The sequence below is a fragment of the Hydrogenophaga taeniospiralis genome, assembly GCF_020510445.1.
GTDB lineage: Bacteria > Pseudomonadota > Gammaproteobacteria > Burkholderiales > Burkholderiaceae_C > Hydrogenophaga.
The window spans coordinates 2,671,873-2,684,600 of sequence record NZ_JAHBAG010000001.1 but is presented as its reverse complement, the minus strand read 5'-3'; the positions used below and the strand labels follow the sequence as shown (position 1 = coordinate 2,684,600).

The window sequence follows — 12,728 nt, the reverse complement described above, 5'->3', positions numbered from 1 at the left end:
CCGTAAGCTCAAGGCCCGATGCGCGAACTGCTCACCACCTACTCCTGGCAGGAACTGCGCCACCACCCCTGGCGCAATGCGCTGGCGGTGCTGGCCGTGACGCTGGGCGTGGCGCTGGCCTTCGCGGTGCAGCTCATCAACGCCTCGGCGCTGGCCGAGTTCGCCGGTGCGGTGAGTTCGGTCAACGGCCAGCCCGACCTGAGCCTGCGCGCGCGCCAGGGCATGCTGCCCGACGAGCTGCTGGAGCGTGTGGCCGCACAGCCCGGCGTGGCGCTGGCCAGCCCGGTGCTGGAGTTACCGACGACCGCGCAGGCCCCGGGCGGCGGGCCGGTGGCGGTGAAGCTGGTGGGCGTGGACGCGCTCACGGTGGCCGGGGTGTCGCCCGCGCTGCTGCCCATGCCCCGGAACCCCACCGAGTCCGCCGACGGCGAGGGCAGCGCCCCACCCCGCCGGCTGGACATCTTCGCGCCCGACGCGGTGTTCCTCAACCCGGCCGCGCGCCAGGCCCTGGTGGCCGCGGGCGCGGCGCCCACACAGCTTCGAATCCAGAGCGGGCTGAGCCTGACCACCGTGCGGGTGGCCGGCGGCGTGAACGCGCCCGGCGCGCCCCTGCTGGTGATGGACGTGGCCGCCGCGCAGGCGCTGATGGGCCGGCTGGGCGCGCTCAGCCGCATCGACCTGCGGCTGAAGGCCGGCACCCGGCCCGAGGCCCTGCTGGACGCGCTGGCACTGCCGGCCACGGTGATCGCGCAGCGCCCCGAGCAGACCGGCGAGCGCGCCAGCAACCTCTCGCGCGCCTACCGGGTCAACCTCACGGTGCTGGCGCTGGTGGCGCTGTTCACCGGCGCGTTCCTGGTGTTCTCCGTGCTCTCGCTGTCGGTCGCGCGGCGCCAGCAGCAGTTCGCCCTGCTCGGTGTGCTGGGCCTGTCGGCCAACGAGCGGCTGCGCCTGGTGCTGACCGAATCGGCCCTGCTCGGTCTGCTGGGCAGCATGCTTGGCGTGGCACTGGGCACGGCCCTGGCCGCGCTGGCGCTGCGCGTGCTCGGCGGTGATCTGGGCGGTGGTTATTTTTCCGGCGTGGCGCCGCCCCTGCAATGGAGCGCGCCGGCCGCCCTGCTCTACGGCGCCCTGGGTGTGGCGGCCGCGCTGGCGGGCGGCTGGTGGCCGGCGCGCGCCATGGCGCGCATGGCCCCGGCGCTCGCGCTCAAGGGGCTGGGCGGTGCCGGCACGAGCGGCGCCAGACACCACGGCGGGGCGCTGGCCCTGATGGTGCTGGCCGCGGTGCTGGCCTGGGCGCCGCCGGTGGGGGGCGTGCCGCTGGCGGCCTATGTGTCGGTGGGCCTGCTGCTGGTGGGCGGCATCGCCGCGCTGCCGCTGGCCGTGGGCGCGCTGCTGCACCGGCTGGCGCCGCTGGTGGCGCGCCACGCCCTGCCGCTGCTGGCGGTGGAGCGCTCGCGGCGCCTGCGCGAAACCGCGGCCGTGGCCACCAGCGGCGTGGTCGCGAGCCTGGCGCTGTCGGTGGCGCTCACGGTGATGGTGGCGAGCTTTCGCGATTCGGTCACGCAGTGGCTCGACGGCGTGCTGCCCGCGCAGCTCTACGTGCGCGCGGGCAGCAGCAGCGTGGGCGAGGGCAACACCCTGCCGCCCGATTTCGTGCAGGCGGTGGGCGCGCTGCCCGGCGTGGCGCGGGTCGATCCCCTGCGCGCCACCCTGCTCCAGATGGACGCCGCGCGGCCCCCGGTGACGCTGCTGGCGCGCCCCCTGTCCGTGGGCGGTGCGCCCGGCGCGGGGCAGACACTGCCGCTGGTGGGCAACCCGCTGCCCCTGCCCGCGGTGGCCGCGGGCGAGACGGTGGTGCCGGTGTACGTGAGCGAGGCCATGCTCGATCTGCACGGCGCGCGCCCGGGCGGCTGGTTGCCCGCGCTGGCGCTGGCTTTTCCGGCGGAACGCGCCCGGAACACGCGCTTCTTCGTGGCCGGCGTCTGGCGCGACTACGCGCGCCAGCACGGCAGCGTGGTGATGGACCGCGTGCATTTCGTGCGCCTCTCGGGCGATGCGAGCGTGAACGATCTGGCGGTGCATCTGGCACCCGGTGCCGACGAGGAAGCGCTGCGCGAACGCATCCGCGAGCGCGCCGAAGCCCTGGGCGCCGGCGGCCTGATCGAATTCGCCTCGGCCGGCCAGATCCGCGCCGTGTCGCTGCGCATCTTCGACCGCAGCTTCGCCGTCACCTACTGGCTGCAGGCGGTCGCCATCGCCATCGGCCTGTTCGGCGTGGCGGCCAGCTTCAGCGCGCAGGTGCTGGCGCGGCGGCGCGAGTTTGGCCTGCTCGCGCACCTGGGCCTCACACGGGCGCAGATCCTGGGCGTGGTGGCCCTCGAAGGCCTGGCCTGGACGGTGCTGGGCGCGCTCGCCGGCCTCGCGCTGGGCCTGGCGGTGAGCGTGGTGCTGGTGCACGTGGTCAACCCGCAGAGCTTCCACTGGACCATGGACCTCGCCCTGCCCTGGGCGCGGCTGCTCGCGCTGTGCGCCGCCGTGGTGCTGGCCGGCACGGCCACGGCCTGGCTGGCCGGGCGCGCCGCCGCCAGCCGCGACGCGGTGCAGGCGGTGAAGGAAGACTGGTGAACCCCATGCAACGCCCCACCCTTTCACCGGCCGATGGCCTGGCGCGCCGCAGCCTGCTCCTGGCCGGCAGCGGCCTGCTGGCCGCGCCCTGGCTGGGCGACCCGGCGTGGGCCCAGGCCCCGGCGGCGCCACGGATGCTCAGCCCGCGCGCCCTCCGATTCCCACGCGACCACGGCACGCACAACGACACCCGCACCGAGTGGTGGTACCTCACCGGCCACGCGCAGGACGCCGCCGGGCGCCCCTTCGGCGTCCAGGTCACGTTCTTCCGCAGCCGGGTCGATGCGGCGCAACCGCTGCAGAGCCGGCTCGCGGCCCGCCAACTGCTGTTTGCCCACGCCGCCATCACCGACGTGCAGGGCGGCCGGCTCTGGCACGACCAGCGCATCGCGCGCTGGAACGGCCATGCCCCTGCCGACCCGGCGCGTGGCGTGTTCGCCCGCGAGCAAGACACCCAGGTGGTGCTGCGCGATTGGTTCATCGCGCGCCAGCCCGACGGCGGCTACGCCACGGCGATCGCGGGTGACGACATCCGCATCGAGCTCACCGCCACGCCCACCCAGGCCATCCTGCTGCAGGGCGATGCGGGCTTTTCGCGCAAAGGCCCGCAGCCCGAACAGGCCAGCTTCTACGTCAGCCACCCACAGCTCACGGTGCGCGGCAGACTGGCCGTGCGCGGGCAAGCGTTCGAGATCGTGCAGGGCCGCGCCTGGCTGGACCACGAGTGGAGCGAAGCCATCCTGCACCCCGAGGCCGTGGGCTGGGACTGGATCGGCATGAACCTGTTCAACGGCGACTGCCTCACCGCCTTCCAGCTGCGCCGCCAGGACGGCAGCCCGCTCTGGGCGGGCGGCTCGGTGCGCAGCGCCGCCAGCGCACACAGCCCGACCGACATCCAGCGCTTTCACCCCGACGATCTCGACTGGGCGCCGCAGCGCTTCTGGAGCAGCCCGCGCACCCGCGCGCACTACCCGGTGGAGTGGCGCCTTCGCACGCCGGCAGAGGTCTACACCATCAAGGCCGTGATCGACCCACAGGAACTCGACAGCCGCCAGGGCACCGGAACGGTGTACTGGGAAGGCCTGTCGGACCTGTTCGACAGCGACGGCCAGCGCGTGGGCCGGGGCTACCTGGAGATGACGGGCTACGCCCAGCGGCAGGTGCTGTGAATGGCCAAACGCTCTTGCAGGAGCTCCGTGCATGAGTGCGCCCGGATATGGCAATAGGATCGCGACATAAGGGGGGACATCAACCTTGAAACGCCCGGTGAGGACCAGAATTCACCGACGTCTGAAATTGCACACATCGACTCACGTGCCAGAGGGTATTGTGCAGACCTTCCTTTGCTCCCTAGAATCGAGCATCATGCTTCAACGCAGCCAAAGTAGAAAAATCAACTTGTTAACTGTGCATCAAAAATATAACGTTTTATGAATGAACACTTGGCACTCAAAAAACAAGACCTGCTCAAAATCGCAGACATATTGATGTTTGCCTTGTTGCTCGCAAATATAGCCTTTTTATTTTGGTATGTCTTTGTTGGTTACCAGACCAACTTTCATTCAGACAGCGCAGCGAAGGCACTATTGGCCAGAGAAATATACGAAACGAAAAGTTATTTTCCAAAAGAATGGAACCACGTCAACAGCGATCTGTTTGTCGTCTTCGGACATCTATTCATAATACCCTTACTGGCATTCATGCCCGCGGGATTTACCGCCCACGCGATTTCAGGTGCGATATTTTCCTGCCTAATTCTGCATGGTGTCTGGCTGATAACCGGTCTCACCCCAATATCAGCTCGACGCAGAATAGCAGTAGTTGCGGTATTTGCATCTGGCATCTCCAGCATCATTGCCGAAAATCTATATGGTCAAGTCAGCTACGGCGTGGTCCTCCTTCTTTGCTCTTATCTGGTTTACTTTGCCTCGAAGTATCTGTCTTCCGATGATGCGCAAAAGTTCAAATGGTCCTTGCCGTTGGTCATCTTATTTTCGCTGGTCTACTGGGCCAATCCGAAACGCGCAGTTGTCACATACAGTCTTCCGCTTATCATCGCACTGGCCTGGTTGATTTTATCAACCGATGCCTCCAACCGGCGTGGTTTTCTCAAGCTTGCCGGTCTTGGATTAATCGGTGCGGCAGCTGGAAGCATGTTGCACATGATGACCATCTCGGAAGTCAACAATATATCAGGCGTATCCAATGCCCGCTGGCTATCGTACGAACTCATTGCAAGAAATATCACACTAAGCTTGAAAGGTGTGTATGCCCAACTTGGAGGGCTCCCTCTAGCGGATGCACCTCTATTTTCAATAAGCGGTCTTTATGCTGGCATGCGTTTTGGCATTGCAAGCTTGGTCATCGTGCTAGTACCAATAGCAATATCGAGAGCAATGAACAATCCCCGCGATATATCGAAATTCTTCGCCTTGTTTGCAGCCTCATCCATGTTGCTCACGTTATGCCTTCAAATCATGACAACGATTCCGGACATGAATGATCCCATCCAGAGTTCGCGATACATGGTTCCCGGTGTGATGCTATGCTTCATCGTTTTATTAACGTCTGAACTGCCATGGCATCGCCCCCCCGTTTGGGCGATATCCGTCTCGCTAATTTCAATCGTCTTTGCGTCAAGTGCATACCACACTTTTCGCCAGACCACCTCCAACCCAGAGACACTTGCGCAGCCAGGGCAGGTTAATCCTCGCAAGGAAAGCCTTGCCAAGTTCCTCTCCCAAAATAAATTGCACTACGGCTATGCAACCTATTGGAACGCGGGGGCTTTGACCGTATTCTCCAATGAACAATCCAAAGTTCGGCAGATTCAGATCAAGGATGGCATACCCATGCCAATGAGACATCTCTCATCCAATCGCTGGTACCGTCCCGCGGCCTGGCAAGGAAAGACCTTCTTGTTGCTTCATGAAAACGAAATCAATTTGGTGAATTGGCAACTGATGAAACAGATGGGTGCAATGCACGAAAAATTACATCGCATCGATGAATTTGCAATATTTGTATTTCCGGCGAACATTGCACGCAACCTCCCAGGCTGGGACACCCGCTACGAGGAATCTCATAGATTTCCTCTTACTGAGCGCGCGTTCAGAAATGTTGGCCTTCTACACAAGGATGACGCCGGGAATGGCCACATACTGATTGCAAAAAAGGGCGAAGAGGGTGCACTACACTACGGTCCATTCTTACCGTTAGAACCAGGCCAATACAAAGTTACTTTTGATGTGCTTGCAGACCATCATCCGGAAGGGGTCGCTCGAATTGATGTCGCCGGAGGACCGAATCAAAAAATATTTGGGGAGAAATTTTTACTGGAGAGCCATGCACCTCAAGAAATTATTTTTACACTTGAGGAAGCAAATACTCTGGAATTTCGCGTGTGGGCTTTAGGGACTGAGCGTGTGACCTTTAGGGGCTACGCCGTTCAACGCATTCCCGAATAAACCCGAACTTGTGACAGGATTTACAGTTTTTCACCTATCAGTCAAAGATCCACGTCAGATATGTTTGATAAATTAAAAGCGCGAAGCACGCATCAACTTATTTCCTAAAAAATAGCTTGAGTTAAATGAAATTCTTGCAAACCATAACATGAGCTCGCTCCGAGGAAGGAAGCATTTGGTATCAATAGCGCCAATTCGGGTTTTCGGATTTCCAAAAATGAAGGATAATTCTTGAAAAAAGTTGCCATCGTGCAATCCAATTACATTCCCTGGAAGGGCTATTTCGACATGATTGCTGCCGTTGACGAGTTCATTCTCTACGACGACATGCAATACACAAAGCGCGATTGGCGGAACCGCAATCTGATCAAAACACCCCAAGGTGTTCAATGGCTCACCGTTCCAGTGCTTGTAAAAGGAAAATTCCAACAAAAGATCCGCGACACCGAGATCGACGGTACCGATTGGGCTGCTGCACATTGGAAGGCAATGGTGCAGAACTACCGCCGCGCGCCCTGCTTCGCTGAAATTGCCAGTTGGCTAGAGCCGATCTATGTTGAAGGACTCTTCACTCATATATCACAATTGAACCGTCGTCTTATCGAAGCCATCTGCCAGTACCTGAAAATCAAGACCACGATCAAGAACTCATGGGACTATGCATTGCTCGATGGAAAAACCGAGCGTCTGGCCCATCTCTGTGCACAGGCTGGTGGTACAGAATACATCTCCGGTCCAGCGGCCAAAGACTATATAGAGGAGAAGATTTTTACCGAAATGGGGATAGAACTCACTTGGTTTGATTATTCAGGCTACTCGGAGCACCCTCAACTTTGGGGTGAGTTTTCGCATGGCGTCACGATCCTTGACCTGCTATTCAATTGCGGCAATGATTCTCCAAAATACATGAGGTATGTACGATGAAGTTGTCAATCGTTGCAACGCTTTACCAATCAGCTCCCTACATCGAAACGTTTTACCAAAGGGCAAGCGCTGCAGCACAGCAACTGGCTCAAGACGACTACGAAATTGTATTCGTCAACGATGGTTCACCGGATGCCAGTCTGGAGTTGGCTGTCGAACTCGCTCAAAACGATGCTCATGTTGTTGTCGTCGATTTGTCGCGGAATTTCGGTCATCATAAAGCGATGATGACTGGTTTGGCCCAATCCAGAGGACAACTTGTGTTCCTGATCGATAGCGATCTCGAAGAGGAGCCCGAGTGGTTATATCCATTCAGCCAGCAGATGCAGAGGGATGGCTGCGATGTGGTCTACGGCATCCAGGCAGAACGCAAAGGCGACGCATTTGAAAGGCTGACCGGCATGGCCTTCTACAAGCTGTTCCGTCTGCTGACCGGCATCAACCAACCCAACAACATTGTCACAGCCCGGCTCATGACCCGGCGGTATGTCCAAGCCTTGCTGAACCACCAGGAACGGGAGCTGAACATTGGCGGCCTTTGGATCATCACGGGGTTCAAACAATCGACGCAGCACATTCGCAAGCTCTCTACCAGTCCGACGACCTACACCTTGTCGGGAAAATTCAGCCATCTGATCAACGCAATAACTTCCTTCAGCAGCCTGCCACTGGTCTATACGTTTTATTCGGGCTTGGTTATCTCGGTCTCTGCGCTACTGTTCATCGCATATCTTTTCACTCGCTACTTCTTCATCTCAACGCCGCCAAGCGGCTACACCTCACTTATTGCCTCTGTCTGGCTGTTTGCTGGGCTGATCATTTTCTTCCTGGGGGTGCAGGGCATCTACATTTCCAAGATCTTCTCGGAAGTGAAACAACGCCCCTACACCATCATTCGGCAGATCTACCGAAACGTAGCTGAAACGGAGTGATCACATGGTGACGACCATCGGCCCCATCCCCGACACAAGCCACGGAGCCCCAGCCCACACAATCCGAGTACCGCTCACGCAGGGGATCCCCTCTTCATGCGGCTGCTCACCAACCAGAACCTGATGGCAATGACCAACAAGCTGATGGTCGGCCTGGCTCCACAGGAGATCAAGATCACCGACATCAGGGATATCGAGCGACTGACCCCAAACCGAAGAGACTTCCTGTGCCTGAGCTACCAGGAGCCCCCTTCACGCGAGCAATACCTGCCCACGTGCGACCACCAGAAATACCCAGCCCCCGGAAGCACACGATGACTCACGAAGCGAACACGGCCATCCTCTCAGAGATCGCGAACTACTACACCGACAAGCTGGCGCAGCACGGCGAGACACCGGGCGGAGTGGATTGGAATGGCACAGAAAGTCAGATGCTGCGTTTCGAACAACTGAGCAATGTTCTGCCAGCCTCGGGCGACTTCTCCCTGAACGACCTGGGATGCGGTTACGGTGCATTGCTGGATTACCTTCAGCACAAACAGCTACCTTGCAGATACCTTGGCGTTGATGTCTCTCCCGACATGATTCGGGCGGCCGGTCGAAGGCATGCGGCCACCCCGCTAAGCCGGTTCCTCACCGCCGCGGAACCGGACCAGGTCGCCGACTACGGTGTCGCCAGCGGCATCTTCAATGTGCGGCTGGGGCGAACAGATGCCGAATGGTATGACCATTTGCAGAGCACACTGGATGCCCTGGACCGCACGAGCTTGCGCGGATTCTCGTTCAACTGCCTGACCTCCTACTCTGACGAGGACAAGAAGCGCGATTACCTCTACTACGCTGACCCCTGCCGACTGTTCGATTTGTGCAAGCGGCGCTATGCCAAGCAAGTTGCGCTGCTGCACGACTATGGGTTGTATGAATTCACCATCCTGGTCAGGAAAACGCCATGAAAAAGCCACTTGTCATCTTTGGTTCTGGTGATATTGCACAGCTGGCACATTATTATTTCAGTACCGACTCTGAATATGAAGTGACCGCCTTCACTGTCGATTCGAGCTACATCCAGGCGTCCGAATTTTGCGGACTGCCTGTTGTTGCATTTGAAGATGTTGCCGACAAATACCCACCTGAGCGCTGTTCGTTTTTTGTTGCACTGAGCTATTCCAAACTCAATGCCATTCGCAAGGAAAAGTTTCTCGCTGCAAAAGAAAAAGGATATCAGCTTGTGAGCTACATCAGCTCACGTGCGACTGTGCTTAATGATGGAGGCATCGGAGAAAACTGCTTCATTTTTGAAAACAACACAATCCAGCCCTTTGTGAGAATTGGCAACAATGTAACCATTTGGAGCGGCAACCACATTGGTCATCACTCTGTTATTCATGATCACACCTTCATTGCATCGCATGTGGTAGTCTCAGGTGGTGTGGTCATTGGCGAACAATGTTTTATTGGAGTGAATGCCACACTCCGGGACCACATCAAAATCGGTGATCGTTGTGTGGTTGGTGCCGGGTCTTTGCTGCTCGGCGATGCCGAACCAGAGGGTGTTTACATTGGTGCCGCAACCGAGCGCTCAAAAGTCCCCAGCACGAGGCTAAGAGGCATATGACTCAATACTGGAAAAAGCTAGGCCAACTTTATGATCCAACTTTAAAGGCTCGGCATCCAAAACTGAACTCCCATGCGGCAAACCCTTTACCCGTCCACATGGGAAGTGATGTTTATCGTGTGTTTTTCAGTGGGCGCGATGAAAACAATCGTTCATCCGTAGGTGCGGTCGATGTCGACATTGTTCAACGAAAGGTTATTGCTGAGCATCGCCATCCATTTTTTGAACATGGACCATCCGGTGGTTTTTTTGCCGATGGAGTGAGCATAGGCAACTGCTATGAAGTGGATAATGTTCTATACATGTTGTTCATGGGTTGGCAAGCTCCGGTAGATGGGCATTGGCGCGGTGATATCGGCCGTTTGATCGTGACCCCTGAGTTTTCTCTGGAGCTGGAAAGTTCAAAACCGTTTATGGGCAGCGATTCAACCGACCCGATCAGTTTGTCCTACCCGTGGGTGTTGGAAAAACCACTGGGCGGCTTCAACATGTGGTACGGATCCACGCGCGCTTGGGATGCGGGAAACGGTGAGATGTTGCACGTCATTCGGCATGCGTCTTCTGATGACGGTCATCATTGGCATCGCAGTGGTTTGACTGTACCGTACGAGCTAGGACGTGCTCAGGCCTTTTCAAGACCAACCGTCATGACGTGCAAGCTGGGCGGTTTTGAGATGTGGTTCTCTTACCGAAGCGGATCTGGAGAAAAATACCGCATCGGCTATGCCAAAAGCACCGACGGATTGAACTGGTCTCTCCACTTGGAAATGGCGGGAATCTCGGTTTCAGACAGTGGCTGGGACTCCGAGATGATTGAATACCCCTTTGTGTTTGATCATGCCGGGAATCGGTACATGCTTTATAACGGCAATGGATATGGGAAAACGGGATTCGGCTTGGCCGTATTGGAGATTGCTTGATGGCACGAATTATTGATCATTTGTACATCATAGGCACGATACTTTTCACAGTTTACAGCCAGCTTGTCATGCGGTGGCAAGTCGCGGCGGCTGGTCCATTACCCATCGATGCACCCGGCAAGGCGAGCTATGTCATCAATTTGTTGCTTAACCCTTGGGTGCTATCCGGGATGGTGGCAACTTTTTTGGCAGGTATTTCGTGGATGCTTGCCATGACCAAATTCGAGATCAGCTACGCATATCCATTCGTGAGCTTGAACTACATTTTGGTGTTGGCAGCGGCATTCTTCTTGCTCAATGAAACACTCAGCGCAACCAAATTAATGGGCAGCGCTCTTGTCATCATTGGCATCATCGTAATTTCAAAGGGTTGAAAGTGGGGCAAATCACAAGCGGCGTCAGGGCCATACTTTCATCCCCCATCATCTACAACTCGCTCCAAAGAATGATGGGAGCTCATAAATCCCGCCAAGAACTGGTCGATAAATTTATTTGCCCTGCATCTGGCTCTCGAATATTGGATATTGGATCCGGGACTTCGGAAATTCTTCAGCACCTTCCGGCCAACATTGAATACTGGGGTTTTGATATAAGTCTCGAGTACGTTTCGGCAGCAAAAAAGAAGTATGGTGCACGAGGCCATTTTCATTGCGGCTTGCTTAGCGAATCGTTGTTGGCTGATTTGCCCAAGTTTGACAGGGTGCTGGCTTTGGGTGTCTTGCACCATTTGGATGATGGGCAGGCCCGGGAGGTATTTTCCCTTGCGCACAAGGCACTTGAGGACAATGGACGAATGATTGCCATTGATCCATGTCTGGCTGATGATCAAAGCGCCATAGCACGCTATCTGATATCAAAGGACCGAGGGCAGAACGTGCGTGATGCTGAAGCGTACGCCACTCTTGCGAATGGCTCATTTCCGCGCGTGCACGGAGAAATCCATCACCGCAGATGGATTCCCTACACACATTGGATCATGGAGTGCAGCAAGTGATCACTCCTTTCAACAAACCTTACATGACAGGCAAAGAGCTTTGGTACATATCCCAAGCTCATGCCGCTGGCCATCTCTCAGGTGATGGCCAGTTCACCAAGCGCTGCTCCCAATGGTTGGAGCAACGCATCGGGTGTGAAAAGGCTTTGCTCACCCACTCCTGTACTGCGGCCCTTGAAATGGCGGCGATGCTCGCGGACCTGGGGCCGGGGGATGAGGTGATCATGCCTTCCTACACGTTCGTTTCCACTGCGAACGCTTTTGTTTTGCGGGGTGCAACGCCTGTGTTTGTCGATATTCGTCCAGACACCTTGAATATGGACGAAACGTTGATCGAAGCCGCCATCACCCCGCGAACCAAGGCCATTGTGCCGGTGCACTACGCGGGCGTGGCGTGCGAGATGGACACGATCATGGGCATCGCGCGGCGTTACAAGCTCCTCGTGATTGCGGACGCAGCGCAAGGGATCATGTCATCCTACAAAGGACGGCCACTTGGGTCGATCGGGCATCTTGGCTGCCTGAGCTTTCACGAGACAAAGAACATTATTTCGGGAGAAGGCGGGGCTTTGCTGGTCAACGATGCCGAATTTGTGGAGAGGGCCGAGATCATCCGCGAGAAGGGCACCAACCGCAGCCAGTTTTTCCGCGGACAGGTGGACAAATACACGTGGTGCGACATTGGCTCAAGCTTTTTGCCCGGTGAGTTGATCACCGCGTTCCTGTGGGCGCAAATGGAGGCGGCTGACGACATCAACCAGAGGCGCTTGGCATTGTGGCAGCGGTATCACAATGCCCTTGCGTCATTTGAACGAGCCGGCCTGGCCAGGCGTCCGGTGGTGTCGGCACATTGCCAGCACAATGCCCACATGTACTACCTGTTGTTGCCCGATTTGGCCGCACGCACCTGTTTTATCGAGACACTCAAAACAAAAGGCATTGGGGCGGTGTTTCACTACGTTCCGCTCCACTCCGCACCGGCATGTACCGGGTATGGAAGGGCTCATGGCGACATGCGCCACACCGATTCGCTGTCTGACAGACTGGTCCGTTTACCGCTCTGGATGGGGCTGGAAGAGCACATCAACGAAGTGATTGTCGAGATTGGAAATGCTCTAAATGCCATTGGTGCACGGTGATTTTTCGTAGCATAGGCACCGTACGTTTCACTCGAAAATACGCATAATCTTCCGCCCCGAAAGCCGTTGGCTTTCTACAATCACCGGCGTTTGCACTCGACGCTGAAGTACC

12 protein-coding genes are annotated in these 12,728 nt (G+C 57.7%); all 12 read left to right on the top strand.

Annotated elements, in window-relative coordinates; translation table 11 throughout:
• Nucleotides 1-18: 18 nt before the first annotated feature.
• The 12 genes from KIH07_RS12945 (at nucleotide 19) to rffA (ending at nucleotide 12,616) form a co-directional block, all read left to right on the top strand.
• Nucleotides 19-2,625, top strand: a complete 2,607-nt coding sequence (locus KIH07_RS12945) for an ABC transporter permease (protein WP_226492360.1) — start codon at nucleotides 19-21, stop codon at nucleotides 2,623-2,625.
• Nucleotides 2,626-2,630: 5 nt separating this feature from the next.
• Complete coding sequence (locus tag KIH07_RS12940) at nucleotides 2,631-3,794, top strand: carotenoid 1,2-hydratase (RefSeq protein ID WP_226492359.1); 1,164 nt, start codon at nucleotides 2,631-2,633, stop codon at nucleotides 3,792-3,794.
• A gap of 273 nt (nucleotides 3,795-4,067) precedes the next feature.
• Entirely contained in the window at nucleotides 4,068-6,092 is a 2,025-nt protein-coding gene (locus tag KIH07_RS12935) for a hypothetical protein (RefSeq protein WP_226492358.1), read from the top strand.
• Between the two features lie 231 nt (nucleotides 6,093-6,323).
• Nucleotides 6,324-7,016 (top strand): WbqC family protein, encoded by a 693-nt coding sequence (locus KIH07_RS12930; protein ID WP_226492357.1) that lies wholly within the window; start codon nucleotides 6,324-6,326, stop codon nucleotides 7,014-7,016.
• On the top strand, nucleotides 7,013-7,948 hold the full coding sequence (locus KIH07_RS12925) for a glycosyltransferase family 2 protein (protein ID WP_226492356.1): 936 nt from the start codon (nucleotides 7,013-7,015) through the stop codon (nucleotides 7,946-7,948). Before KIH07_RS12930 ends, KIH07_RS12925 begins: the two co-directional genes overlap by 4 nt.
• Before the next feature lie 96 nt (nucleotides 7,949-8,044).
• Complete coding sequence (locus KIH07_RS12920) at nucleotides 8,045-8,266, top strand: hypothetical protein (protein WP_226492355.1); 222 nt, start codon at nucleotides 8,045-8,047, stop codon at nucleotides 8,264-8,266.
• Nucleotides 8,263-8,901: a class I SAM-dependent methyltransferase gene (locus KIH07_RS12915; RefSeq protein WP_226492354.1), complete on the top strand. Its 639-nt coding sequence runs from the start codon at nucleotides 8,263-8,265 to the stop codon at nucleotides 8,899-8,901. The genes KIH07_RS12920 and KIH07_RS12915 overlap by 4 nt, the downstream gene beginning before the upstream one ends.
• Nucleotides 8,898-9,563 (top strand): acetyltransferase, encoded by a 666-nt coding sequence (locus KIH07_RS12910; RefSeq protein ID WP_226492353.1) that lies wholly within the window; start codon nucleotides 8,898-8,900, stop codon nucleotides 9,561-9,563. Before KIH07_RS12915 ends, KIH07_RS12910 begins: the two co-directional genes overlap by 4 nt.
• Nucleotides 9,560-10,483, top strand: a complete 924-nt coding sequence (locus tag KIH07_RS12905) for a hypothetical protein (RefSeq protein WP_226492352.1) — start codon at nucleotides 9,560-9,562, stop codon at nucleotides 10,481-10,483. Before KIH07_RS12910 ends, KIH07_RS12905 begins: the two co-directional genes overlap by 4 nt.
• Nucleotides 10,483-10,857 carry an EamA family transporter gene (locus tag KIH07_RS12900; protein WP_226492351.1) on the top strand — a complete coding sequence of 125 codons (375 nt, stop codon included), beginning with the start codon at nucleotides 10,483-10,485 and terminating at the stop codon, nucleotides 10,855-10,857. Before KIH07_RS12905 ends, KIH07_RS12900 begins: the two co-directional genes overlap by 1 nt.
• Nucleotides 10,858-10,859: 2 nt before the next feature.
• Entirely contained in the window at nucleotides 10,860-11,477 is a 618-nt protein-coding gene (locus KIH07_RS12895) for a class I SAM-dependent methyltransferase (protein ID WP_226492350.1), read from the top strand.
• The gene (rffA, locus tag KIH07_RS12890; RefSeq protein ID WP_226494700.1) at nucleotides 11,477-12,616 is read left to right on the top strand and encodes a dTDP-4-amino-4,6-dideoxygalactose transaminase; all 1,140 of its coding nucleotides are present in this window, start codon (nucleotides 11,477-11,479) and stop codon (nucleotides 12,614-12,616) included. The genes KIH07_RS12895 and rffA overlap by 1 nt, the downstream gene beginning before the upstream one ends.
• Nucleotides 12,617-12,728: the final 112 nt, after the last annotated feature.